General features: G+C 69.0%; 22 protein-coding genes and 1 pseudogene. 9 read left to right on the forward strand and 14 right to left on the reverse strand.

Annotation, left to right across the window (positions count from 1 at the left end; all coding sequences use genetic code 11):
* Window positions 1-157: 157 nt before the first annotated feature.
* Window positions 158-769, forward strand: a complete 612-nt coding sequence (locus ACFJI0_RS06910) for a helix-turn-helix transcriptional regulator (RefSeq protein ID WP_382323904.1) — start codon at window positions 158-160, stop codon at window positions 767-769.
* Here ACFJI0_RS06910 and ACFJI0_RS06915 read toward each other — a convergent pair.
* Genes ACFJI0_RS06915 through ACFJI0_RS06925 form a run of 3 tightly spaced genes read right to left on the reverse strand, consistent with a single transcriptional unit; the run spans window position 760 to window position 3,808 of the window.
* Window positions 760-1,968: a CaiB/BaiF CoA transferase family protein gene (locus tag ACFJI0_RS06915; RefSeq protein WP_382323905.1), complete on the reverse strand. Its 1,209-nt coding sequence runs from the start codon at window positions 1,966-1,968 to the stop codon at window positions 760-762. The two genes, ACFJI0_RS06910 and ACFJI0_RS06915, sit on opposite strands and share 10 nt — an antisense overlap.
* Before the next feature lie 5 nt (window positions 1,969-1,973).
* Entirely contained in the window at window positions 1,974-2,786 is an 813-nt protein-coding gene (locus ACFJI0_RS06920; protein WP_382323906.1) for an enoyl-CoA hydratase/isomerase family protein, read from the reverse strand.
* A 35-nt stretch (window positions 2,787-2,821) separates the two neighbouring features.
* Complete coding sequence (locus tag ACFJI0_RS06925; RefSeq protein ID WP_382323907.1) at window positions 2,822-3,808, reverse strand: Bug family tripartite tricarboxylate transporter substrate binding protein; 987 nt, start codon at window positions 3,806-3,808, stop codon at window positions 2,822-2,824.
* A 56-nt stretch (window positions 3,809-3,864) separates the two neighbouring features.
* On the opposite strand from ACFJI0_RS06925, the gene ACFJI0_RS06930 reads away from it, so the two are divergent.
* Window positions 3,865-4,551: a GntR family transcriptional regulator gene (locus tag ACFJI0_RS06930; RefSeq protein WP_382323908.1), complete on the forward strand. Its 687-nt coding sequence runs from the start codon at window positions 3,865-3,867 to the stop codon at window positions 4,549-4,551.
* A gap of 4 nt (window positions 4,552-4,555) precedes the next feature.
* On the opposite strand, the gene ACFJI0_RS06935 is transcribed toward ACFJI0_RS06930, so the two are convergent.
* On the reverse strand, window positions 4,556-5,035 hold the full coding sequence (locus ACFJI0_RS06935) for a VOC family protein (RefSeq protein WP_382159136.1): 480 nt from the start codon (window positions 5,033-5,035) through the stop codon (window positions 4,556-4,558).
* A gap of 106 nt (window positions 5,036-5,141) precedes the next feature.
* Here ACFJI0_RS06935 and ACFJI0_RS06940 point away from each other — a divergent pair, with 106 nt between their 5' ends.
* Both ACFJI0_RS06940 and ACFJI0_RS06945 read left to right on the forward strand, forming a co-directional pair.
* A complete protein-coding gene (locus ACFJI0_RS06940) occupies window positions 5,142-6,386 on the forward strand; it encodes a serine hydrolase domain-containing protein (RefSeq protein WP_382323909.1) in 1,245 nt (414 codons plus the stop codon).
* 335 nt (window positions 6,387-6,721) lie between these two features.
* Window positions 6,722-7,246 carry a toxin gene (locus ACFJI0_RS06945; RefSeq protein WP_382323910.1) on the forward strand — a complete coding sequence of 175 codons (525 nt, stop codon included), beginning with the start codon at window positions 6,722-6,724 and terminating at the stop codon, window positions 7,244-7,246.
* On the opposite strand, the gene ACFJI0_RS06950 is transcribed toward ACFJI0_RS06945, so the two are convergent.
* The gene (locus ACFJI0_RS06950; protein ID WP_382323911.1) at window positions 7,243-8,430 is read right to left on the reverse strand and encodes a multidrug effflux MFS transporter; all 1,188 of its coding nucleotides are present in this window, start codon (window positions 8,428-8,430) and stop codon (window positions 7,243-7,245) included. The genes ACFJI0_RS06945 and ACFJI0_RS06950 overlap by 4 nt on opposite strands.
* 251 nt (window positions 8,431-8,681) lie before the next feature.
* On the opposite strand from ACFJI0_RS06950, the gene ACFJI0_RS06955 reads away from it, so the two are divergent.
* From ACFJI0_RS06955 to ACFJI0_RS06965, 3 genes are read left to right on the forward strand one after another with little or no spacing between them, the layout of a single operon-like run.
* Entirely contained in the window at window positions 8,682-9,152 is a 471-nt protein-coding gene (locus ACFJI0_RS06955; RefSeq protein ID WP_382323912.1) for a (2Fe-2S)-binding protein, read from the forward strand.
* Window positions 9,149-11,215, forward strand: coding sequence for a molybdopterin cofactor-binding domain-containing protein (locus tag ACFJI0_RS06960; RefSeq protein ID WP_382323913.1), 2,067 nt, complete (start codon window positions 9,149-9,151; stop codon window positions 11,213-11,215). Before ACFJI0_RS06955 ends, ACFJI0_RS06960 begins: the two co-directional genes overlap by 4 nt.
* Window positions 11,212-12,123 (forward strand): helix-turn-helix transcriptional regulator, encoded by a 912-nt coding sequence (locus tag ACFJI0_RS06965; protein ID WP_382323914.1) that lies wholly within the window; start codon window positions 11,212-11,214, stop codon window positions 12,121-12,123. The genes ACFJI0_RS06960 and ACFJI0_RS06965 overlap by 4 nt, the downstream gene beginning before the upstream one ends.
* Here ACFJI0_RS06965 and crcB read toward each other — a convergent pair.
* The 6 genes from crcB to ACFJI0_RS06995 all read right to left on the reverse strand — a co-directional run bounded on the left by crcB (window position 12,110) and on the right by ACFJI0_RS06995 (window position 16,648).
* Window positions 12,110-12,493, reverse strand: coding sequence for a fluoride efflux transporter CrcB (gene crcB, locus ACFJI0_RS06970; RefSeq protein ID WP_382323915.1), 384 nt, complete (start codon window positions 12,491-12,493; stop codon window positions 12,110-12,112). The two genes, ACFJI0_RS06965 and crcB, sit on opposite strands and share 14 nt — an antisense overlap.
* Window positions 12,494-12,519: 26 nt before the next feature.
* Window positions 12,520-13,512 (reverse strand): recombination-associated protein RdgC, encoded by a 993-nt coding sequence (locus ACFJI0_RS06975; protein WP_382323916.1) that lies wholly within the window; start codon window positions 13,510-13,512, stop codon window positions 12,520-12,522.
* Window positions 13,513-13,588: 76 nt separating this feature from the next.
* Complete coding sequence (locus ACFJI0_RS06980) at window positions 13,589-14,884, reverse strand: TRAP transporter large permease (RefSeq protein ID WP_382323917.1); 1,296 nt, start codon at window positions 14,882-14,884, stop codon at window positions 13,589-13,591.
* Entirely contained in the window at window positions 14,877-15,380 is a 504-nt protein-coding gene (locus tag ACFJI0_RS06985) for a TRAP transporter small permease (RefSeq protein ID WP_382323918.1), read from the reverse strand. Before ACFJI0_RS06985 ends, ACFJI0_RS06980 begins: the two co-directional genes overlap by 8 nt.
* Before the next feature lie 67 nt (window positions 15,381-15,447).
* On the reverse strand, window positions 15,448-16,422 hold the full coding sequence (locus tag ACFJI0_RS06990; protein ID WP_382323919.1) for a TRAP transporter substrate-binding protein: 975 nt from the start codon (window positions 16,420-16,422) through the stop codon (window positions 15,448-15,450).
* A gap of 103 nt (window positions 16,423-16,525) precedes the next feature.
* Window positions 16,526-16,648 carry a hypothetical protein gene (locus ACFJI0_RS06995; RefSeq protein WP_382325929.1) on the reverse strand — a complete coding sequence of 41 codons (123 nt, stop codon included), beginning with the start codon at window positions 16,646-16,648 and terminating at the stop codon, window positions 16,526-16,528.
* On the opposite strand from ACFJI0_RS06995, the gene ACFJI0_RS07000 reads away from it, so the two are divergent.
* Together ACFJI0_RS07000 and ACFJI0_RS07005 are read left to right on the forward strand one after the other, a co-directional pair.
* Window positions 16,599-17,138 carry a winged helix DNA-binding protein gene (locus ACFJI0_RS07000; RefSeq protein ID WP_382323920.1) on the forward strand — a complete coding sequence of 180 codons (540 nt, stop codon included), beginning with the start codon at window positions 16,599-16,601 and terminating at the stop codon, window positions 17,136-17,138. The two genes, ACFJI0_RS06995 and ACFJI0_RS07000, sit on opposite strands and share 50 nt — an antisense overlap.
* Before the next feature lie 8 nt (window positions 17,139-17,146).
* Window positions 17,147-20,733: pseudogene (locus ACFJI0_RS07005) on the forward strand (hydantoinase B/oxoprolinase family protein).
* Window positions 20,734-20,842: 109 nt separating this feature from the next.
* Here the strand turns inward: ACFJI0_RS07005 and lapB are convergent.
* The 3 genes from lapB to ACFJI0_RS07020 are packed head-to-tail and all read right to left on the reverse strand — an operon-like array spanning window position 20,843 to window position 22,654.
* Complete coding sequence (gene lapB, locus ACFJI0_RS07010; protein WP_382323921.1) at window positions 20,843-21,988, reverse strand: lipopolysaccharide assembly protein LapB; 1,146 nt, start codon at window positions 21,986-21,988, stop codon at window positions 20,843-20,845.
* Window positions 21,978-22,289, reverse strand: a complete 312-nt coding sequence (locus ACFJI0_RS07015; protein ID WP_291114841.1) for a lipopolysaccharide assembly LapA domain-containing protein — start codon at window positions 22,287-22,289, stop codon at window positions 21,978-21,980. Before ACFJI0_RS07015 ends, lapB begins: the two co-directional genes overlap by 11 nt.
* A 44-nt stretch (window positions 22,290-22,333) precedes the next feature.
* Window positions 22,334-22,654 carry an integration host factor subunit beta gene (locus ACFJI0_RS07020; RefSeq protein ID WP_291114839.1) on the reverse strand — a complete coding sequence of 107 codons (321 nt, stop codon included), beginning with the start codon at window positions 22,652-22,654 and terminating at the stop codon, window positions 22,334-22,336.
* Window positions 22,655-22,735 lie beyond the last annotated feature (81 nt).

The raw sequence follows: 22,735 nt of genomic DNA on the forward strand, positions 1-22,735 counted from the left end.
CAGCTCACCGGCATGACCGAGCCCGAAGCCCAGGCGCTGCTGCTCGCCGGCCTGCCCGGGCCGGCCACCGAACTGGGCCTGGGCGCGGCCGCCGCCTCGGCGCGGCTGAAGATGGTGGCGCAGCCTGCCGGGCGAGTGGCGCGAGCAGGCCGACCGCGTGGGCCAACGCCTGCACATCGACCCGGTGGACTGGTACCGCGCGCAGGACGCGCCGAACTTCCTGCGCGAGGTGGCCGACGCCGTCTGGCGCGCGCGCCGCATCGAGGTGCGTTACGAAAGCTGGCGCGGCAAGGCCTGGCGGACGCTGGAGCCGCTGGGCCTGGTGCTCAAGGCGGGCGCGTGGTACCTGGTGGCGCGCGCGGTGGACGCGGCGCCCCCGAAAGGCGATGGCGTGCGCACCTACCGGCTGGCGAGCCTGCTGGAACTCAAGCCGGGCGCGGCCTTTCGCCGGCCCAAGACGTTCGACCTCGCGCGCACCTGGCAGGCGTCGGCCGCGCGCTTCGAATCGGAGCTGCGTTCGGTGGAGGTGCGGGCGCGCGCGACGCCGCGCTGCCTGAAGTGGCTGGCGAACGCGCGCGTGCCGTTCAGCGACCCGGTGGGCGACGAGGTGACGATCCGCGTCGAATCGGTGGAGCAGGGCGCGCGGCAGCTGCTCGCCTTCGGCGACGAGATCGAGGTGCTCTCACCGCCCGCGCTGCGCGAGCGCCTGGCGCAGCAGGCGGTGGCGGTGCTGGCGCGCTACCAGGCCCGGGGCCGTGCTCAGTGCTGAAAGACCGCGCCCGAGGTCATCAGCGAATCGATTTCCCCGGGCTCGAAGTCCAGCTCGCGCAAGACCGACACCGTGTGCTGCCCCACGTAGGGGGCGGCGGAGGTGGCGTGCGGAGACGCGCCGTTGAAATGGAGCGGCAAACCCAGCGAAGGCGTTTTTCCGCCGTCGGCATGGTCGACGTCCACCACCATGGACGTGGCGCGCACCTGCGGATGTTCCAGCGCCTGCCCCACGTCGTTGACCGGGCCCACCGGCACGCCGGCCAGGTCGAAGCGCTGCACCCAGGCCGGCGCGTCGTCGCTGGACAGGGCTTGTGTGATCAGCGCTTCCAGTTCCGCGCGGTGCGCCACCCGGCTGCGGCCATTCTTGAACCGGGGTTCCTGCAGCCATTCGGGGTGCCCGAGGATCTGGGCAATGCGCTCCCAGTTGGCCTGGTTTCCGCCACCCAGGGCGATGGCCCCGGTGCGGCAGCGAAAGGTCTGGTAGGGCGCGATGAGGGGATGGGCCGTCCCCATGGGCTTGGCGATGGTGCCGTCGTTGAAGTAGGCCGCCGCGAACCAGTACATCTGCTGCATGGACGCCTGCAGCAGCGAGGTTTCCACCTTGCAACCCTGGCCGGTCTTCAGCCGCTCGATGTAGGCCGCGAGAATGCCGACGGCCGCGAGAATGCCGGCATTGATGTCGGCCACCGAGTTGGCGGGCTTGACGATCTGCCCGTCGGGCGTGCCCGTGGCGCTGATCAGGCCTGAAAAGGCCTGCAGCACCAGGTCGAAGCCGCCTTGGTCGCTCAGCGGTCCATGGGGGCCGTAGCCGCTGATGGAGCAGTAGATCAGCTCGGGCTGGATGCGCCGCAGGTCGTCGTAGCCCAGGCCCAGCGCGTCGAGCTTGCCGCGGCGGAAGTTCTCGGTCATGACGTCGCACCGCGCGACCAGGCGGCGGATCACCTCCTGGCCCTGTGGCAGGCGGATGTCCACGGCGACGGAGCGCTTGCCCCGATTGAGCATCAGGAAGCTGGGCGCCAGGCCGGGGTCGCCCGGCCGTGCATAGCCTCGGGAGTCGTCCCCGGCGGGGAATTTCTCGATCTTGATGACGTCGGCGCCCATGTCCGCCAGCATGAGCCCGCACACCGGGCCGGCCATGATCTGGGACAGTTCGAGAACGCGCATGCCCTTCAGGGGGCCTTGGGCTTTGGGGGTCATGTCGGTCAGGCGCCCTTGAACACGGGTGGGCGGTTTTCAGCGAAGGCCGCCAGGGCCTCCCGGAGATCGCTCGTGCCCAGGCTGTGCAGAAAGGCCTGGGTGGCGGTCGCCTCGTCGTACTCCTGCCGCCCGGTCTCGTTGAGCACCTTCTTCATGGACACCAGCGGAATGGGGGCCATGGCCAGCAGATCGCCGATCCAGCGCTGCAGCTCGGCGTCCAGTTCTTCGGGGGCCACCAAGGCGTCGAGGTAGCCGATCCGCAGCATCTCGGCGGCGTCGATCGTTCGCGAGGTGAGGAACAGCTTCTTCGCGCCGCCCAGCCCCAGCCGGGTGACCCAGCGGCGAATGCCCCTGCCGTAGTAGTGCAGTCCGAGGCGGGCCGCCGGCATGAACATGCGGATGCCTTGCGCGCCGAGGCGGAAGTCGCACGACAGGGCGAGGTCCGTGGACCCGCCATAGACCGGCGCATGCAGCCGGGCGATGGTGACCGCCCGCGCATTTTCGATGTCGTCGCAGAGTTGTTCGAACGGGTTCTCGCCGGCCTTTCCATTGGCGCTGGCGGCCGTGCCCAGCCGCGTCAGATCGAAGCCCGAGCTGAAGCTTTTGCCCTCGCTCTGGAACACGATGACGCGCACCGCGGGCATGCCGTTGAGCTCGCTCAGGTAGCGGGAAATCACGCCCACGTCATCGGGTTCGATGCGGTTGTGCGTGGCGGGCCGGCGCAGGCGGATGGTGGCGACCGCGCCATCCACGTTCAGCTCGGGCGGCTGAGAGGCGAGCGCGGTGGCGGCGGGGGCGGATTCAAGGTGGGTGGACATGAGGGAGGCTTTCAGACAGGGGAGGGGAATGCGGTTCACTCGAACTTCAATTGCTGCACCCGCACCACGCGAGCCCATTTTTCGAAGTCTCTTTTCACCAGCAGCGAGGCTGCGTTGGGGGTGCTGGCCGATATGTCGTTGCCGAAACCGACGAGCTTGTCCTTCACGGCGGGGGTGTTCAGGGTTTCGTTCAGCGCCGCGTTCAAGCGCTCGATCACCGGTTGCGGCGTGCCCTTGGGCAAGGCCATCACGAACCAGCCCTGGGCGTCATAGCCTGGGACACCCTGTTGAGACACGGGCCTGACGCCCGGGAACGACGGCACCTCGCGGTCCGAGGTCACGGCGATGGCGCGCGCCCGGCCGCTCTGCACGATCGGGATGGCGGGCGCGATCGTCGCGTACGACACCTCCACCTGCCCGCCCATCAGGTCGTTGAGGGCGGGGGCCGCACCCCGATAGGGCACGTGGGTCATGAAGGTGCCGGTTTCGGCCTTCAGCAGTTCGGCGGACATCTGGTGGATGCTTCCCAGCCCTGAGGTGGAGAAGCTCAGGGCGCCGGGCTTCTTGCGCGCCAGCTGGATCAGCTCCGGCAGCGTGCGCACGGGAAGCGTGGGGTTCACCAGGATGACCAAGGGCGATTGGGCGACCACGCCCACGTAGGCAAAGCCGGTCACGGGGTCGTAAGGCACCTTGCGCGTGGTCGGGATGATGGTCAGTGGGGCGCTGTCGATAAGGCCCACCGTGTAGCCATCGGGCGCCGCGTTCGCAACGGCCTCGGCCCCGATGGAGCCCGCCGCACCGGGACGGTAGTCCACGACCATGGGTTGCCCCAGGATTTTTTCCATGACCCCGGCGATTTCGCGCGCGGTGGCGTCCGCCGCGCCGCCCGGGGTGTAACCCAGGATCAGTTTGATGGGTTTGGTCGGCACCCACTGAGGGCCTGCGGCGAACACGGCATGGCCGGGCAAGGCCAAGCCGGCCGCCAGGGTGGCGGCAGCGACCGCTTGTTTTAGAATATTCACTGAACGTCTCCTAATATATTTACGATCGACTTCAGTATATTTAAATGAGCACAACCATGCAAGTGGCCGAGCCCACGAAAGGCGCGCGCACGTTCGCCGAGCAAGTGCGCCTGGCGATCCTTGAAGACTTGGCGTCGGGCGCGCTCCGCCCCGGGGAACCCCTGGACGAAAAGCTGCTGTGCGAGCGCTTCGGTGTGTCCCGCACACCGGTGCGCGAAGCGTTCCTGCAGTTGGTGGCCCAGGGTTTCGCGGTCAACGAAGCCCGAAGCAGCGTCACCATCCCGAAGCTGTCGCTGCAGCGCTTGCGCGACATCCTGGAGCTGATCGCCGAGCTGGAGGCGACCGCCGCCAGGCTGGCCGCCAGAAGGGCGACCGCCGCGGAGCGGCAAGCCATCCTGGCGTCACTGGAGCAGGGACGCCGCATCGCGGCCGATGGCACCGCGCGCACGTACGAGGTCGCGAACGACGGGTTCCATCGCGCCATCTGGTCCGCGTCCCACAACGAACTGCTGGAAGAGCAGGTTCGCCAGATGCGCACCAAAACCGCGGGCTACACCCGCAACCGCTTTGATTCGCCAGGGCGCATGCAACGGTCCGTGGAGGAGCACCAGGCGGTCGCGCTCGCCATCGCGAATGGCGATGAGGCGGCCGCGTGGCAGGCCATGTCCGAGCACATCGCGATCGGTGGACGGGACTTCGCCGAATTCGTCAGCGGCATCCCCGCGAGTCTCCTGAGCGTGTGAGGCCTCAGCCCCGCCGCGCCTGGTCGATGGCGGCCACGTCGATCTTCTTCATGGTCATCATCGCGTCGAAGGCGCGTTTGGCCGCCGCGCGGTCGGGGCCGGTGAAAGCCTCGGTGAGCGTGCGCGGCGTGATCTGCCACGACAGGCCCCAGCGGTCCTTGCACCAGCCGCACTCGCTCTCCTGGCCGCCGTTGCCCACGATCGCGTTCCACAGGCGGTCGGTCTCTTCCTGATCGTCGGTGGCGATCTGGAAGGAGAAGGCCTCGTCGTGCTGGAACACCGGGCCGCCGTTGAGCCCGATGCAGGGAATGCCGGCCACGGTGAACTCCACCGTGAGCACATCGCCTTCCTTGCCGGAGGGGTAGTCGCCCGGCGCGCGGTGCACCGCGCCGACCGCGCTGTCGGGAAAGGTCTTGGCGTAGAAGGTCGCGGCGTCCAGGGCGTCGCGGTCGAACCAGAGGCAGATCGTGTTCTTGGGGATCATTCCGGGTCTCCTTGAGCGTTGAGCAAGAGGAACCCGGCACCTTACCGCTTTCGGAGGCTCGCGTTAAGCGCCGCGACCGCGAACCTGGCGGCGTTAGCATCTTCTGATGACCTCTTTACCTGCTGTAACGGCCTGCCTGGCGTTCACGCTGGCCTGCGTCGCCCATGCCGCCGCGCCGGACGACGCCCTGTTGAGAGGAGGGCAAGGCTATCCGCCCGGTGGTCCCGTCCCGTTGGCATCGCATCTCGTGGCGGACGAGCAGCCCCAGCATCTGCTGAACTCCTTCAGCGGGGCCTTGGAGCAGGCGCTGGCCCATCGCATCGTCAGAAAGGGCGCGCATTCGAGGCCACTCGCCCGCGCGCCCGAGGAAACGGCTTTCGTGTACCAGCACGATGGCCTTCGTCTTGGCGTGAACGACTATCTGGATCGCCAGCGGGTCACGGGCCTCATGGTGATCAAGGACGACACGGTGGTGCTCGAGCGTTACCAGTACGGCCTGGGTCCGGCCACGCGCTTCCTGTCGGCCTCGATGGTCAAGTCCATCGTCGGCGTGCTCATCGGCATCGCGTTGGAGGAAGGCCGCATTCGCTCCCTGGACGACCTGGCGCGGGTCTACGTGCCCGCGCTGGCGGGCAACCCCTATGGTGAAACGTCGATCCGCGATCTGCTCCAGATGTCGTCGGGCGTGCGGTTTTCGGAGCAGTATGACGGCCGCGACGACCTGGGCGCCCTCATCGAAGACACCATCGGGCGCCGCTCGCCGGGCGGGGCCGCCGTCTTGTTGCCGCATGTCCAGCGCCGGATCGCGCCGGGCCAGTTGTTCTACTACTCGTCCGCGGACACGCAGGCGCTCGGTCTTGTGCTGCGCGGTGCCACCGGTGTTGCGCCGGCCGACTACCTGAGTGAACGGATCTGGCAGCCCATGGGGGCTCAGGACGATGCGAGCTTCCTGGTCGATGCCGCTGGCCAGGAAGCGGCTTTCGCGTTCCTGCACGCGACGCTTCGGGACTACGGCCGTCTCGGGATGCTGCTGGCCAATGAAGGCCAGGTGGGCGACAGGCAGGTCGTTCCCGCTGCGTGGGTGCGGCAATCGACCGCGGTCGCACAACCCCATGCCCAGCCCTTTGTGGCGAGTTCCTACTTTGGCTACGGGAATCATGTCTGGATCTTTCCAGGTGCACGGCCGCGGTTCGCGCTCATCGGGGTGCGCGGCCAGGTGATCTTCGTGGACCCTGCGCTGCGCCTGGTGCTGGTGCAGACGGCCGTCTGGAAATCCGCGGGCGACCGCGCGGCGCGGGCCGAGCTGCTGGCCTTGTGGCGGGGGGTGGTCGAGCAATACGGGGCTTGGTGAGCAGGCCTGCCTGCCCCCCGGTTTGTGGGCTACCCAACAGACGGCCAGAAGGCGCAGGCGAATACTCCGGACACGAGACATCCGGAGACCAGCATGCCATCCCCGCAACACCACTTCAATCCGCCCCGCAAAAGCGGCCGGACGGGCCGCCAGGCGCGTCAGGGCGAGGCCCCGCGGCGACAGGGACCCTCCCGCATGGCCCTGGAGCAGCCCGACGACACGCCGCGGGATCAGCGGCTGTCCCACCCTCAGTTGGGCCCCCGCCAGATGGCCTGAAACGCAGCGGAGCGCGCGAGAGGCTGAGCAACCACCGCGTGTGGGCTAGCATCGCGCGCATGCGTTTTTTGGTTGTAGGAACAAGCGGCGCGGGCAAGTCCACCTTCGCCGAGGCCTTGGGCAAGGCAGCACAGTGTCCGCACATCGAACTCGACAGGTTCTATTGGGGCCCAGGTTGGGAAGCCGTGCCGCACGAACAGTTCGAGCGTGCCGTGCTGGCGGCCACCGAAGGAGCGCGCTGGGTGGCCGATGGCAACTACAGCGCCGTGCGCGATGTGCTCTGGCCCCGCGCCACCCAGGTCGTCTGGCTGAACTACAGCCGCTGGACGGTGTTCTCGCGCCTGCTCTGGCGAACGCTCGGCCGCATCATGACGCGCGAAGAACTGTTTCAAGGCAACCGCGAGTCGCTGCGCATGTCGTTCTTCTCGCGCGATTCCGTCCTGCTGTGGTCGTACCGCACCTTCGAAACGAACCGGCGAAAGTACGCCGGCCTTCGTGAGGATCCGCGCTACGCCCACCTCCAATGGACGGAGATCACCCGGCCCTCCGAGGCCCGGGCGTTCATCGAGCGGCACACGGCCTAGGCCGGGCGCTGGCGTTCGGTGTGCACGATGAACAGGGCCACGAGCAGCGAGAGCAGCGAACTGGCCCACATCACACCGAGCACGGCGAGGTGGGCGTTGGACGCGTTGACCACCAGGCCCGCGAGAAACGCGACGATGCCGGCACCGATCACCGTCACCGCGGCGGCCAGGCCCGATGCCGTGCCCGCCAGGTGCGGGCGCAGGGACAGGATGCGCGCATTGGCCGCCGGCATGGTCAGGCCGTTGCCCAGGCCCACGAAGACACACGGGCCGAAGAAGGCGAGCGGGTGCGTGAGGCCCGAGGCCAGCAGCACCAGACCCACCAGCAGGCCCACGGCCGTGAGCAGGCGGCCGACCAGGATCAACCGGGTCGGTGCGTGCCTGGAACTGGTGTGCCCCACGATGTAGCTGCCCAGCATGAAGCCCGCCGGCACCAGGCCCATGTAGGCGCCCAGCGCCGTGCTCGACAAGCCGCCGAGCTGCGCCGCCACCAGGGGCGCGCCACCGAGGAAGGCGTACAGCGTGCCGATGCCGAAGGCCATGCACAGGGCATAGGCCCAGAACGGTGGCGACCGGCCCAGCTCGCCATAACCCTTGAGCTGCAGGGCGAAGGAGGCGGTGCGGTGGTGGTTGGTCTCCTTCAGGTGGAAGGCCACCAGCCACAGGCCCGCGAGCCCGAGCACGGCGAAGGCGACGAAGTTGGCGCGCCAGCCGAAGGCGCTGTCGAGCAGGCCGCCCACGGTGGGTCCGATCATGGGCGCCACGGCCCAGGCCGAGGAGACGTAGCCGATGCGGCTGGCGGCGCCGCCTTCGTCCGAGGTGTCGCGAATGGCCGCGAGGGACACGGCGTAGCCGGCGATGACGGTGGCCTGGAACATGCGGCACACCAGGAAGGTGGTGATGTCGGTGGCCAGGCTGCAGCCGATGGAGGCGAGGGTGTAGATCGCCAGCGCGGCCAGCGCCACGGGCTTGCGGCCGAAGCGGTCGGACATCGCGCCCGCGATCAGGTGCGCGACGGCGGTGGCGATCGCATAGCCGGCGACGGCGAGGTTGACGAGCGCGAAGTCGGCGTCGAGGTCGCGCGCGATGTTCGGCAGCGAGGGCACGAACATGTTGAGCGGCAGGATCGCCAGCGCCGACAAGGCGATGAGGACGGAGAGGCGCGGGGAGGCCGTGGTCTGCATGGGGGTTGAACGCCTGGGCTGAGGGGACACATCGCCGGGGGCCGTGCGGTTGCGCGACCGTGATCTGCTCGTGCCGGGTTCAACAGGAGTCATGCGCCATCGGGCTGGGTGGGGCCCGTGGCGGGAATCGGGCCGGCTGTGCGCGGCCCATGGCGGCATTCTGCCCCAGCACGGCGTGGCGCGAATCTTCAAGACGCGCGGCGCGCCGGCTGAGACAGTGGCGTGCCATCACCCCTCAACGGAGCAGCGCCATGAACATCCTCGTGAACCGACAGCGGTTTCACATCCACCCCGACTGGCAGGACGAGACCCTGCTCGCCGTGCTGCGCGAACACCTGGGCCTGGTGGGCACCAAGTTCGGCTGCGGCATGGGCCAGTGCGGCGCCTGCACGGTGCTGCTCGATGGCCAGGCGCAGCGCAGCTGCCTGCTGCCGGTGAGCGCGGTGCAGAACCAGGCCGTGGAAACCATCGAGGGGCTGGCGGGCCGGGACGGTGGTCTGCACCCGGTGCAGCAGGCCTGGCTGGACGAGCGCGTGCCGCAGTGCGGTTATTGCCAGGCGGGCCAGATCATGGCCACCGTGGCCCTGCTGCGGCAGGACCCGGCCCCCAGCCCGGCGCGCGTGGACGAAGCGCTGGCGGGCAACCTGTGCCGCTGCGGCACGCAGCAGCGCATCCGCGCCGGTGTGCAGCGCGCGGTGGTGCTGCAGCGGGGCCGCCCGTGAAGCGGCGCGCCTTGCTCCAGGCCGGCGGCGCGCTGAGCGTGGCCTTTCTCGCCGGCTGCGCCTTGCCGGTGATTCCCAAGCGGCCCGTGGCGGGCTACGAAGACGCGCTGGGCTGGGTGCGCCACCGCGAGGGCCGCTACGAGCTGCTGCTGCCGCGCGTGGAGATGGGCCAGAACATCGGCACCGCGCTCAAGCAGGTGGCGTGCGAGGAGCTGGGCATCGGCTGGGACCAGCTCACGCTGCGCCTGCCGCACACCGGCGAGATGGCGCGCGTGCGCGCCACGGTGGGCAGCGAATCGGTGAAGGACTTCGCCCTGCCGCTGGCCCAGGCCTGTGCCACGCTGCGCGAGGCGCTGGCGGCGGGCCACACCCAGGGCGAGCGCATGGCCGAGCCCCGGCCCATGGACCAGCTGCGCGCGTTCCAGCCCGGGGGCCGCCACGTGGGCCGCGCCGCGCCGATCGAACAGGGCCCGGCCATCGTGACCGGCGCCGCGGTCTACGTGGCGGACGTGCGCCTGCCGGGCCTGCTGTTCGGCCGCGTGCTGCGCGCGCCGGTGTCGGCCGAGCGCGTCTCCACACTGGGCGCGATGAACGAGGCCGCCGCGCGCGCGGTGAAGGGCTTCGTGGCCCTGGTGCGCGACGAGCGCCTGCGGCAGGCGTCGAGCGAGGGCGTCGGCATCGTCGCGCGCACGCCGGGGGCGCTGGACCGCATCGAGGCGGCGCTGGAGGCGCGCTGGCTTTCGCAGGGCAGCTTCGGGCAGGCCGAGATCGACCACCTGGTGGACGTGGACCGCCACCTCGCCGACGGGGGATTCAAGTACCGGGTGCACGAGGACGCCATCGACGCGCAGGGCGAGTGGGATGTGGACCTGCGCATCGACATTCCGCTGGCGGCGCACGCGCCGATCCAGCCGCGCGCGGCGGTGGCCGCCTTCGATGCCGAGGGCGGGCTGGACCTCTGGGTGGGCTCGCAGGACGTGTACTACCAGCGCGACGTGGTCTGCAAAAGCCTGGGGCTGGACGAAGACCGCGTGCGCGTGCATGGCAGCCGGGTGGGTGGGGCCTTCGGTGGCAAGACGATCTGCACGGTGGAGCTGGAGGCCGCGGTGCTCGCGCAGGCGGTGCGGCAGCCGGTGAAGCTGCAGTGGACGCGCGCGCAGGAGTTCCGCCAGGGTTTCCACCGCCCGCCCTCGAGCCACCGCATCCGCGTGCGCCTGCGCGACGGTCAGCTGGACCAGTGGTGGCACGCGTTCGGCAGCAGCCACATCCTGTTCACCAACGCGGGCCTGCCGGCCTGGATGCAGCGACTGACCGACTTCGTGACCGACGCGGGTGTGGCGCGCGGGGCGCAGCTGCCCTACCGCTGCGCGCGCAAGCGCGCCGAGTTCGCGCTGAACCGCCTGCCGGTGTTCACCGGGCCCTGGCGCGGCCTGGGCGCGGGGCCCAATGGGCTGGCCATGGAATCGGCCATCGACGAATGCGCGCGGCGCGCGGGCGTGGAGCCGTTGGCGTTTCGCCTGCGGCACGCCGAAGACCCCCGGCTGGCGCGTGTGCTGCGCGCGGCGGATGCACGGGCCGGTGCAGGCGCGTCGGCGGTGTCGGGCGTGCGGCGCGGGCGCGGGGTGGCCTGCGGCATCTACAAGCAGCTGAGTTACGTGGCCGTGGTCGCCGAGGTGGTGGTGGACGCGCGCGGCCAGCTGCGCGTGGCGAGGCTGGTCTGCGCGCACGACTGCGGCACGGTGATCAACCCCGACCAGGTGCGCGCGCAGTGCGAGGGCAACCTGGTGTGGGGCCTGGGCATGGCGCTGAGCGACCGGCTGGCGGCGGTCGATTCGCGCATCGGCCCCGGCAGTTTTGCCGAAGCACCGATACCATCGCTGGACCAGATTCCGCCGCTGGAGGTGGTGCTGGTGGAGGCGGGTGGCGCGCCGGGCGGGGCGGGCGAGACCGCCATCGTGGCCACGGCGGCGGCGATCGCCAACGCGGTGCGCGAGGCCACCGGCGTGCGCATCCAGCGGTTCCCGATCGACACCGGCCTGTTGGCCCAGACCACGACCACATGAGCGACTTTGCTTCCGAAGCCATGCTGCGCCTGGTGCGCGCCGGCCTGCAGCGGCAGGGCCTGGCGGCCGACGGCCCGCCGGCCGTGCGCAGCGCGCACGTGCCGCTGGCGGACAAGCGCACCTGGCTGGACCGGCTGTGGCAGGCCCATGGGCCGGACGTGATCGTGCGGCTGGGCGAGGCGGTGCACGGCATGGACGACGAGCCGCTGTTGCTGGCGCTGTCGCTTGCGCGCGACCCGCCCGACCTGCTGCAGCGCTGGCAACGCCTGGAACGCTTCGTGCATTCGCGCCATCGCGTGCGCGTGAGCCAGCCCGAGCCCGGCCTGCTGCGCCTGCGGCATCTGTCGCTGGATCCGCTGCGCCCGCCCACGCCGGCCGAAGACCTGCTGGTGTTCGGCTTCCTGGTGGCGCTGTGCGAATACCTGCGGACACCCGGTGTGCAGGCCCGGCCAGTCGGGCAACCGCTGTGGAGCCGCAGCCAACGCGCGTGGCGCTCACCCGTTTGGCCAGACGATGTGTCGAGCTGGGAGTTGCGCTGGCAAGCCCGGCCCGAGAGCCCGCTGACCGAACCCGGACCCGCGACCCCCGAGGGCTGGGTCGCCCACCTCCAGGCCCGGCTCGCCGCCGACCCGGGGCGGGGCTGGACGGTGGACGCGCTGGCGCGGGAAGCGGCCTCGTCGCCGCGCACGCTGCAGCGCCGCCTGGCGGACCAGGGCCTGAGCTTCACGCAGTTGCTCGCCAAGGCCCGGCTCGCCGGGGCGGCCCGGTTGCTGGCCGCGGACAACATGCCCACGGCCCAGGTGGGCTATGTGTGCGGCTTCGCCGACCAGGCCCATTTCACCCGGCAGTTCAAGCAGCACACGGCGATGACGCCGGGGCTCTACCGCAACGAGTTCAGGCCGGCGTGAACCAGATCGCGGCGCTGCGCATGCCCACCCAGGTCAGCAGCAGCGAGCCCATCAGGTGCAGGCCGGCCGTGCCGACGGCGAGCGCGAAGCGGCCGTGCTGCAGCATGGCGATGACTTCGGCCGAGAAGGTGGAGAAGGTGGTCAGCGCACCGAGAAAACCGGTGATGACCGCGAGCCGCCAGACCGGGTCGATCTGCGTCTGGCTCTGGAAGAACACCACGGCCACGCCCACGATGTAGGCGCCGATCCAGTTGGCCGCCAGCGTGCCCCAGGGCAGGATGGCCGCGCCCTGGTTGAGCCACAGGCTCAGCCGCCATCTCGCCAGCGCGCCGAGCACGGCACCGAGGGAGATGGCGATGACGCTGTGCATGGGGGCCGCGCTTCAGCGATGGAGGATCAGAACGGCGGGCCGTCGTCGTCCGCGTCGGCGGTGACGGCCTCGCGCGCGGCGGGTGCCGACGCCGAAGGCTCGCTGTCGGCGGCGGCGCCGAAGGCCATCTCGCCGCCCAGGGCCTCGATCAGCTCGGGAATGAGTTTCTGCAGCTCGCCGGTGGACAGGGCCACGTCGGCGTCGAAGCCGTTTTCGCCTTCATCGGGCCGGCCGTCGAACACGCCTTCCAGGAAGCTGATCTTCTTGACCTGCAGCGATTCGGTGAGCGTGAAGCCGATGCGGCCTTCCCAGCTCATGGCCAGGCGGGTGGGCAGCTTGCCTTCGGTGATGTGCTTGCGCACCTCGTCGGTGGCGAGGTTGTGGCGCGTGAATTTCACGGCCGACTTTTCTTCATCGCCGGACTTGAGCTCGCACTCGCGCTCCACCGCGAAGCCGCCGGGCCATTCGTCGGGCGTGGTGGCCGAGAGCCACTGCGTCATGGCGGTCTGCGGCGTCACGGCGGTCTGCAGCAGGGTGACGGCCAGGCCGTCGAAGGCGCGCACGAGGGCGGTGACGACCTCGTCGAGCTTGCCCTGGCTGCTGGCGTCGGTGACGAGCCAGCCGTTCTTCAGGTCGATCCAGACCCACACCGTCATCTGGCGCGCGAAGGCCTGGGGCAGCAGGGCCAGCAGCGCGTCTTCGCGCAGCGCCTTGGTTTCCTTCTTGCCGGGTTTGCGGCCGGTGGTGGCCTCGATGTGGTCGGCTTCTTCCTGGGCCTTTTTCTTGACGACCGAGCCGGGCACGCCCTTGGTCTCGATCTGCAGTTTCAGGATGCGCTGGCCGGCCACCGATTCCACCAGCGGGCCGTGGGCCTCGCCGCGCGGCTCGATCCAGCCGACGGCCTTGTCCTGCGTGGCGCCGCAGGGCACGAAACGGGCCACGTCCAGCGCGGCTTCCATGTCTTCCAGCGTCGCTTCCCAGCCGGGCGCGATGCGGTAGATCGTCACATTCTTGAACACGGGGAACACCTTAAAAAAACAAGCCCTGCACCCGGGGCGGGTGCAGGGCCTGCATATCTTAGAGGATGGCCTTTTGTTACATACGGGAGGGCAGCCAGCTCACGATCTGCGGGAACCACCAGAGCAGCAGCACCGCCAGGACCATGATGAAGAAATAAGGCAGGCAGACCTTGGCGATCCACGTGATTTCGCGTTTGGTCATGCCCTGGAGCACGAAGAGATTGAAACCTACGGGCGGGGTGATCTGCGCCATCTCCACCACGATGACCACGAAGATGCCGAACCAGATGAGGTCGATGCCGGCGGCGGTGACCGTGGGCAGGATGACGCCCATGGTGAGCACGATCATCGAGATGCCGTCGAGGAAGCAGCCGAGCACGATGTAGAACACCGCCAGCGCGAGCAGCAGCACGCCGGGCGAGAGGTTCAGGCTGGTGACGAACTCGGCGAGATGGCGCGGCAGCCCGATGTAGCCCATGGACAGCGTGAGAAAGGCCGCACCCGCGAGGATCAGCGCGATCATGCAATAGAGGCGCGTGGCACCCAGCAGCGAATCGCGGAACGTGACCCAGTTGAGCGAGCCTTGCGCGGCGGAGAGGATGAGCGAGCCCACCACGCCGACGGCGGCGGCTTCCGTGGCGGTGGCGATGCCGGTATAGATGGTGCCGATCACGCCGCCGATGAGCAGGATCACGGGGATCAGGTGGCGGGATTCGCCGAGCTTCTGCCTGAAGCTCATGCGCTCATCGCTGCGGGGGACCTGGTCGGGGTTGAGCAGGGCCCAGATCATCAGGTGGCCGCTGAACAGCGCCGCGAGCAGCAGGCCGGGCAGCACGCCGGCGACGAACAGCTTGGCGATGGAGACCTCGGCGGCGACACCGTAGACGATCATGATGATCGAGGGCGGAATGAGAAGACCCAGGGTGCTCGCCCCGCCCAGCGAACCCACGATCTTCTCAGGCGGATAGCCGCGTTTGGTGAGCTCCGGGATGCTCATCTTGCCGATGGTGGCGCAGGTGGCGGCCGACGACCCGGACACCGCCGCGAAGATCGTGCTGCCCAGGATGTTGGTGTGCAGCAACCGGCCCGGCAGGGCATTGACCCAGGGGGCCAGCCCGCGGAACATGCTTTCGGAGAGCTTGGTGCGAAAGAGGATTTCGCCCATCCACACGAACAGGGGCAGGGCGGTCAGCGTCCAGCTGCTCGCCGAGCCCCAGATCGTGATGGACATGGCATCGCCCGCCGGGCGCGATGAGAACAGCTCCATGCCGATCCAGGCCACGCCGGCGAGGGTGAGTCCGATCCAGACACCGCTGCCCAGCAGGGCGAACAGCGAGACGATCAGCAAGGTGGTGACGACGACTTCATTCATGGCGCGTCTCCACGCTGTCGTGCGAGCGCTCGCGGCGAAGCTCCAGCACCCATTCGTCGATGAAGGCGATCAGCAGCACGGTGGTGCCCAGGCCCATGAGGATCTGCGGAATCCACAGCGGCGTGGCGTCGCTCGCGGTGGAGATGTCGTGAAAGACATGGGATTGCCAAGCCAGCCGCCACGCATACACGGCCAGCAGGCCAGAGAGCAACACCGCAACGGAGAGCGACCACAGCTCCAGGCCGCGCCGCATGCCGCCCGTGAGCTTGCCGATGATCAGCGTGACGCGGATGTGTTCGCCGCTCTTGAGCGTGTGCGCCAGCGCCAGGAAACCGGCGCCCGCCATGGCGTAGCCGGCATAGGCATCGGTGCCGGGGATGTAGAAGTTGAACATGCGGCCCAGCATGGACAGCAGCACCATGATGAGCACGCCGATCATGAACAGCGCGGCCAGCCATGCCGATCCGGTGTAGAGGGCATCCAGGAGTTTTCGCATCGGCGGATGGGGGATAGGGCGGGTGAAAAAAACACCGCCCGGCGGGGCCGGGCAGTGTCGAGAGGACTTATTTGCGGTAGGCGTCGAGCATGGCCTGGCCTTCGGGACCAGCCTTCTCCAGCCATTCCTTGACCATGGTTTCGCCCACCTTCTGCATGTCGGCCTTGAGGGCGGCCGAAGGCGCTTCCACCGCCATGCCATTGGCCTTGAGGATGGCCAGGGTGTCGGTGTTGACCTTTTGCGAGGCAGCCCAGCCACGCGCCTCGGCGTCGGCGCCGGCCTTGAGCACGGCATCCTGGGTGGGCTTGTCCAGCGCGTCGAAGGCGCGCTTGTTCATGATGATCGCGTTCTTGGGCAACCAGGCCTGCACGTCGTAGTAGTACTTCAGATGCTCGTAGAGCTTGCTGTCCACGCCGGTGGCACCGGAGGTCATGTTGGACTCGACCACACCGGCCGCCAGTGCCTGGGAGAGTTCTGCGGCCTGCACGGTCACGGGTTGCGCGCCGACCAGCTCGGCGATGCGCGAGGTGGCCGGGCTGTAGGCGCGCCACTTGCTGCCCTTGAGATCAGCGGCGCTGGTCACCGGCTTCTTGCTGTAGATGCCCTGAGGTGGCCAGGCCACGGTGTACAGCAAGGTCATGCCCTGCTCGGCGAGCTTTTTTTCCAGGATGGGCTTTTGCGCCTTGTAGAGCTTCATGGAATCGGCGTAGCTGGTGGCCAGGAAGGGCAGGCCGTCGGCGCCAAACATCTGCCACTCGTTCTGATAGGCCGCCAGCAGGATCTCGCCGATCTGCGCCTGGCCGCCCTGCACCGCGCGCTTGATCTCGGGCGCCTTGAACAGCGAGGCGCCCGCGTGCACCGTGATCTTGAGTTTGCCGCCGGTGGCCTTGTCCACGTCGTTGGCGAAGGCCGTGAGGTTGACGGTGTGGAAGTTGGTGGCGGGGTAGGCCGCCGGCAGGTCCCATTTGGTCTGGGCCAGGGCGGGGAGGCTCATGGCCACGGTGGCAGCGGCCACGGAAAGGCTGAACAGGCGACGTTTCATCTTGGGGCTCCAGGTGGGGGTGGGACACGGATCGAGCAGCGGTTGCGGCTCGGAGGACTCTATCGGCGAGTGGATGAAGTGTGATCGGTACTTTCCCTGAATGTCAATAAATCGTTGGCAAATCGTCAACATAAAGCCTAAACTCCGCCGCACCGAAACGACGCAGACTTTCCGCCATGGCCCGTTCCAAAGCAAGTGCCAAGCCAACGCCGCCGGCTTCGCCCATCGTGTCTTCCGCGCACCTGGTGTCGCCGCGCAGCGCGGAGATGAGCGAGTTCGAGTTCGGCCTGATCGTGGCCGGCAATGCCTTCCACCGCTGGGTGGTGCACTGCATGAGCGCCGCCGGCCTGAAGGACCTCACCGCGCTGGACGTGCTGGTGCTGCACCACGTTTCGCACCGCGCGCGCGACAAGCGCCTGGCCGACATCGCCTTCATCATGAACGTGGAGGACACGCACCTCGTCAACTACTCGCTCAAGAAGCTGCAGAGCCTGGGCATGGTGGAGTCGAGCAAGAACGGCAAGGACGTGACCTACGCGCCCACCGAGGTGGGCAAGGGCTACGTGACGCGCTACCGCGAGATCCGCGAAACCTGCCTGATCGATGCGCTCAAGGCGGATGACGCGCTCAACCACGACATCGGCCAACTCGCGCGCCTGCTGCGCGTGCTCTCCGGCATCTATGACCAGGCCGCGCGTTCGGCCGCTTCGCTCTGACATTCCCTATGACACCGACGCACGCACTTCGCTGGCAGTTCTGGATCGACCGGGGCGGCACCTTCACCGACATCGCTGCGCAAGCGGCCCGACGGCACCCTGGTCACGCACAAGCTGCTCTCGGAAAACCCCGAGCAGTACCGCGACGCGGCGGTGGCCGGCATCCGCCACCTGCTGGGGCTGAAAGCCGGCGAGCCGGTGACGCCCCAGCAGGTCGAGTGCGTGAAGATGGGCACCACGGTGGCGACGAACGCGCTGCTGGAACGCAAGGGCGAGCCCACGCTGCTGGTGACCACACGCGGTTTCCGCGATGCGCTGCGCATCGCGTACCAGAACCGGCCGCGCCTGTTCGACCGCCGCATCGTGCTGCCCGAGCTGCTGTACACCGAGGTGATCGAGGCGCAGGAGCGCATGGCCGCGCACGGCGAGGTGCTGCAGCCGCTGGACGAGGCGGCGTTGCGCGCCGACCTGCAGGCGGCCTTCGCGCGCGGCTTGCGCAGCGTGGCGCATCGTGTTCATGCACGGCTACCGCTTCACCGCGCACGAGGCGGCGGCCGAGCGGCTGGCGCGCGAGGCGGGCTTCACGCAGGTGAGCAGCTCGCACGGCACCAGCCCCATGATGAAGTTCGTGAGCCGGGGCGACACCACGGTGGTCGATGCCTACCTCTCGCCCATCCTGCGCCGCTACGTGGAGCAGGTGGCCGCCGAGATGCCGGGCGTGAAGCTGTTCTTCATGCAGTCCTCGGGTGGCCTCACGGATGCCCACGCCTTCCAGGGCAAGGACGCCATCCTTTCCGGCCCGGCCGGCGGCATCGTGGGCATGGCGCGCACGGCGGGCCTGGCGGGCCACGGCAAGGTGATCGGCTTCGACATGGGCGGCACGTCCACCGACGTGTCGCACTACGCGGGCGAGTTCGAGCGCGAGTTCGAGACCCAGGTGGCGGGCGTGCGCATGCGCGCGCCCATGATGAGCATCCACACGGTGGCGGCGGGGGGGGGCTCCATCCTGGCGTTCGACGGTTCGCGCTTTCGCGTCGGCCCGCAGAGCGCGGGCGCCAACCCCGGCCCGGCGAGCTACCGGCGCGGCGGCCCGCTGGCGGTGACGGACGCCAACGTGATGACGGGCAAGATCCAGCCGGAGCACTTTCCCAAGGTGTTCGGCCCCCGCGCCGACGAGGCCTTGAGCCTGGACGCGGTGCAGTCGAAGTTCGCCGAGCTGGCGGCGCAGACCGGGCGGCCCGCCGAGGAGGTGGCCGAGGGCTTCATCCACATCGCGGTGCAGCAGATGGCCAACGCGATCAAGAAGATTTCGGTGGCGCGCGGCTACGACGTGACGCGCTACACCCTGCAGTGCTTCGGCGGCGCGGGCGGGCAGCACGCTTGCCTGGTGGCGGATGCGCTGGGCATGACGCGCGTCTTCGTGCACCCGCTGGCGGGTGTGCTCAGCGCGTACGGCATGGGGCTGGCCGACCAGAACGTGATCCGCGAGCAGGCGGTGGAACTGCCGCTGGTGGCGGCGTCGCTGCCCACGATCGCGGACGCGCTCGAGACCCTGGCGGCGGCCGCTCGCGCCGAGCTGCAGCGCCAGCAGGTGAACGCGGGCGAATCCACCGTGCACCGCCGCGTGCATGTGCGCTACGAGGGCAGCGACTCGGCCCTGGTCGTGCCCTACGGCGACATGGCCGAGATCGAGGCGGGTTTCGAAGCCGCCTACCGGCAGCGTTTTGCCTTTCTCATGCAGGGCAAGCGCCTCGTGGTGGAGGCGGTGTCGGTGGAGGCCGTGGTCGCGGGCGACGCGCCGCACGAGCCGCGCGTGGAAACGCACGAACCGCGCGAAGTGCCGCGGCGCGAGACGGTGCGCATGTACTCGGGGGGCCAGTGGCTGGACACCGCGCTGGTGGTGCGCGAGGACCTGCGCCCGGGCGACGTGATTCCCGGGCCCGCGATCATCGCGGAGAAGAACGCGACCACGGTGGTCGAACCGGGCTGGGAGGCGGTGCTCACGGCGCTGGACCACCTGGTGCTGGACCGCCGTGTGCCACGCACGGTGAGCTACGCCGTGGGCACCACGGTGGACCCGGTGCTGCTGGAGGTGTTCAACAACCTGTTCATGAACATCGCCGAGCAGATGGGGCTGCAGCTGCAGAACACCGCGTACTCGGTGAACATCAAGGAGCGCCTGGATTTCTCGTGCGCGCTGTTCGACGCGCAGGGCAACCTCATCGCCAACGCGCCGCACATGCCGGTGCACCTGGGTTCCATGGGCGAGAGCATCAAGACGGTGATCCGCGAGAACACCGGCAAGATGCAGCCGGGCGACGTGTATGTGCTCAACGACCCTTACCACGGTGGCACGCACCTGCCCGATGTGACGGTGATCACACCGGTCTACCTCGGCAGCCAGCCCACGTTCTACGTGGGGTCGCGCGGCCACCACGCCGACATCGGCGGCACCACGCCGGGCTCCATGCCGCCGTTCTCCACGCGCATCGAGGAAGAGGGCGTGCAGATCAACAACGTGAAGCTGGTGGACCGGGGCGTGCTGCGCGAGGCCGAGATGGTGGCCCTGCTGCAGAGTGGTGAATACCCTTCGCGCAACCCGCAGCAGAACATGGCCGACCTCAAGGCGCAGATCGCCGCCAACGAAAAAGGCGTGCAGGAGCTGCGCAAGATGGTCGAGCAGTTCGGCCTGGACGTGGTGCAGGCCTACATGCGCCATGTGCAGGACAACGCGGAGGAGTCGGTGCGCCGTGTGATCACGCGCCTGAAGGACGGCCGGTACACCCTGCCGCTGGACAACGGCGCGCAGATCCAGGTGAGCGTGCGGGTGAACGCGGCCGAGCGCAGCGCCGAGATCGACTTCACCGGCACCTCGCCGCAGCAGCTCAACAACTTCAACGCGCCCACGGCGGTGTGCATGGCGGCGGTGCTGTACGTGTTCCGCTCGCTGGTGGACGAAGACATCCCACTCAACGCGGGCTGCCTCAAGCCGCTCAAGGTCGTCATCCCGCCCGGTTCCATGCTCAACCCCAACCCGCCGGCCTCGGTGGTGGCGGGCAACGTGGAGACCTCCAGCTGCATCACCAACGCGCTGTACGGCGCGCTGGGCGTGATGGCGGCCAGCCAGTGCACGATGAACAACTTCACCTTCGGCAACGCGGCGCACCAGTACTACGAGACGATCTCGGGTGGCAGCGGCGCGGGCGATGGCTTCGATGGCACGAGCGTGGTGCAGACCCACATGACCAACTCGCGCCTGACCGACCCCGAGGTGCTGGAGTTCCGTTTTCCGGTGCGGCTGGAGAGTTACGAGATCCGGGCTGGCTCAGGCGGGGCCGGGCGCTGGCACGGCGGCGACGGTGGGGTGCGCCGCGTGCGGTTCCTGGAAGACATGACCGCGAGCATTCTGTCCAACGGCCGTGTGCACCCGGCCTTCGGCATGGCGGGCGGCCAGCCGGGGCAGTTGGGCATCAACCGCGTGGTGCGGGCCGATGGCCGCACCGAGGACCTGGCCCACATCGGGCAGGCCGAGATGCAGGCAGGCGATGTCTTCGAGATCCACACACCGGGTGGCGGGGGATACGGGAAGGCGTAACGAGCGCCAGCCCACGATCCAGGGACACCGCGGGTCCGGCTTCGCCGGCCCCAGGTGTCGCCCCCTGGGGGGTGACGCGCCGCAGGCGCGGCGCGGGGAGGGGAGCCGTCTACAACTCTTCGACTCGGCGGGCCGGGTAGCTGTCCCAGGCCTGGCAGCCCGGGCACTGCCAGAAATGCTGGCGCGCCTCGAAGCCGCAGGCCGCGCAGCGGTAGCGGCGCAGCGGCGCGCTGGCGTGTTCGAGCGCCTTCTGCACGCTGGCCTTCGCGGTGGGGCTGGAGAGCGTCTCGCCCGCCATCCACTGGGTGGTGATGACCAGCGAGGGTTCGCGCTCCAGGTGGCTGAGGTAGTGGCCGCGCACCGCCTCGGTGCCGCTGCTCAGGCTGGCCAGGGCTTCCGTGACGTCGATCGCCGGTGCGCGCTCGTGGCTGGCCTGCAGCAACTTCATGGCCTCGGCCTCGCGGCCGGTCTGCCGGGCCAGATCGGCCAGGGCACGGGCCGCCAGCGGCAGGCTTTGTGGTGCGTGCTGGTTCATGCGCACCAGGGCGTCGAACGCGCCCGAGGCGTCGCCGGTGTGCGCCTTCAGGGCCGACAGCGCCATCCAGCCGCGCGCCAGCTGTGGGGCGCGTTGCACGGCCTCGTTCAGCAGTTGCTGGGCCTTGGCGCCGTCGCCCCCGCGCTGGGCGAGGTCGGCCTCTTCGCACAGGTAGTGCGCCAGCCGCGTGGCGAAACTGCCTTGTTCGGCGTCTTCGAGGCGCTGGGCGATCCGCTTGGCCTGGGGCCAGTCGCGCGAGCGTTCGTAGATGCCCAGCAGCGCCAGCAAGGCCTCGCCTTCGAAGGCCGAGCCTTCGAGCTTGTGCAGGGCCGCTTCGGCGCGGTCCAGCAGGCCGGCCTTGAGGAAGTCGAGCGCCAGCGCGTGCTGGGCGCGGTCGCGGTCCTTGCGGTCGATGTCGGCGCGCGAGAGCAGGTGCTCATGCACGCGCACGGCGCGGTCGTAGTCGCCGCGGCGGCGGAAGAGGTTGCCCAGGGCGAAGTGCAGTTCGGCGGTGTCGGGGTCGCCCTGCACCGCTTCGATGAAGGCGTCGATGGCCTGGTCCTGCTGTTCGTTGAGCAGGTGGTTGAGGCCGCGAAAGTAGGCCTTGGGCGCCTGGCGGCCTTCCATGCGCCACTGGCGCAGGTCGAAGCGCGACGCGGCCCAGCCCAGCGCGAACGCCAGCGGCAGGCCCCAGAGCAGCCAGGTGAAATCAAAGTCCATGCCGGCGGTCGATCGGGTCGGGAGGGAGCAGGGTGGTGTCGCCGTCAAAGGCGGTGCTGTGCAGCGCCGAGGCCGACGCGTGCTGGCGGCGGGTGCGCCGGGCGCGCAGCCACAGCGGCAGCATCACGGCCACGCCGAGGAACACCCCGATCACCAGCGCCACCAGGATCACCAGCACCAGGGGGGCTTGCCAGCTCGCACCGAAGAACAGGTGCAGCGTCACGCTGTCCTGGTTGTTGAGTGCGAAGGCGAACAGCACAAAAAAAATGGCTGCATTGAGCAGCCACATCAGGTATTTCACGTCGTCCCCTTTGTGGTGGGGCGATTGTAGCGAGCAGCCCTGTCTCAGGCCCGCTTCTGGGTTTCGCGGCCCAGAATCTCGGCGGTCTTCTTGTCCACCTCTTCGCGCAGGGCCTTGCCCGGCTTGAAGTGCGGCACCCGTTTCTCGGGAATCATCACGCTCTCACCGGAGCGCGGGTTGCGCCCGATGCGAGGTGAACGCCGGTTGACGGAGAAGCTGCCAAAACCCCGGATCTCGATGCGATGGCCCTTCACCAAGGCTTCGCCCATGGCGTCCAGGATCGCCTTGACGGCGAACTCGGCATCGCGGTGGGTGAGCTGGCCGAAACGGCTGGCCAGAGCTTCAACGAGGTCGCTTCGGGTCATGTCGAATGGAGTGGGGGCGTTGAGGGGACAGCGCCGGGCAAGTGGCCGCCCTTGCGGGCGGGTGGCTCACCCGGCGCCGAA

This window comes from Hydrogenophaga sp. UC242_53, from assembly GCF_042696965.1.
Taxonomy (GTDB): domain Bacteria; phylum Pseudomonadota; class Gammaproteobacteria; order Burkholderiales; family Burkholderiaceae_C; genus Hydrogenophaga.

Bases quoted from the DNA above. Each gene is read 5' to 3' on its own strand.
- ACFJI0_RS07020 (WP_291114839.1), bottom strand. From the start codon at position 22,654: ATGACCCGAAGCGACCTCGTTGAAGCTCTGGCCAGCCGTTTCGGCCAG.
- ACFJI0_RS06995 (WP_382325929.1), bottom strand. From the start codon at position 16,648: ATGGGCGAAGCCGGCGGCGTTGGCTTGGCACTTGCTTTGGAACGGGCC.
- crcB (WP_382323915.1), bottom strand. From the start codon at position 12,493: ATGCACAGCGTCATCGCCATCTCCCTCGGTGCCGTGCTCGGCGCGCTG.
- ACFJI0_RS06920 (WP_382323906.1), bottom strand. From the start codon at position 2,786: ATGTCCACCCACCTTGAATCCGCCCCCGCCGCCACCGCGCTCGCCTCT.
- ACFJI0_RS06930 (WP_382323908.1), top strand. From the start codon at position 3,865: ATGCAAGTGGCCGAGCCCACGAAAGGCGCGCGCACGTTCGCCGAGCAA.
- lapB (WP_382323921.1), bottom strand. From the start codon at position 21,988: ATGGACTTTGATTTCACCTGGCTGCTCTGGGGCCTGCCGCTGGCGTTC.
- ACFJI0_RS06940 (WP_382323909.1), top strand. From the start codon at position 5,142: ATGACCTCTTTACCTGCTGTAACGGCCTGCCTGGCGTTCACGCTGGCC.
- ACFJI0_RS06955 (WP_382323912.1), top strand. From the start codon at position 8,682: ATGAACATCCTCGTGAACCGACAGCGGTTTCACATCCACCCCGACTGG.
- ACFJI0_RS07000 (WP_382323920.1), top strand. From the start codon at position 16,599: ATGGCCCGTTCCAAAGCAAGTGCCAAGCCAACGCCGCCGGCTTCGCCC.
- ACFJI0_RS06915 (WP_382323905.1), bottom strand. From the start codon at position 1,968: ATGACCCCCAAAGCCCAAGGCCCCCTGAAGGGCATGCGCGTTCTCGAA.
- ACFJI0_RS06990 (WP_382323919.1), bottom strand. From the start codon at position 16,422: ATGAAACGTCGCCTGTTCAGCCTTTCCGTGGCCGCTGCCACCGTGGCC.
- ACFJI0_RS06935 (WP_382159136.1), bottom strand. From the start codon at position 5,035: ATGATCCCCAAGAACACGATCTGCCTCTGGTTCGACCGCGACGCCCTG.
- ACFJI0_RS06950 (WP_382323911.1), bottom strand. From the start codon at position 8,430: ATGCAGACCACGGCCTCCCCGCGCCTCTCCGTCCTCATCGCCTTGTCG.
- ACFJI0_RS06985 (WP_382323918.1), bottom strand. From the start codon at position 15,380: ATGCGAAAACTCCTGGATGCCCTCTACACCGGATCGGCATGGCTGGCC.
- ACFJI0_RS06945 (WP_382323910.1), top strand. From the start codon at position 6,722: ATGCGTTTTTTGGTTGTAGGAACAAGCGGCGCGGGCAAGTCCACCTTC.
- ACFJI0_RS06980 (WP_382323917.1), bottom strand. From the start codon at position 14,884: ATGAATGAAGTCGTCGTCACCACCTTGCTGATCGTCTCGCTGTTCGCC.
- ACFJI0_RS06965 (WP_382323914.1), top strand. From the start codon at position 11,212: ATGAGCGACTTTGCTTCCGAAGCCATGCTGCGCCTGGTGCGCGCCGGC.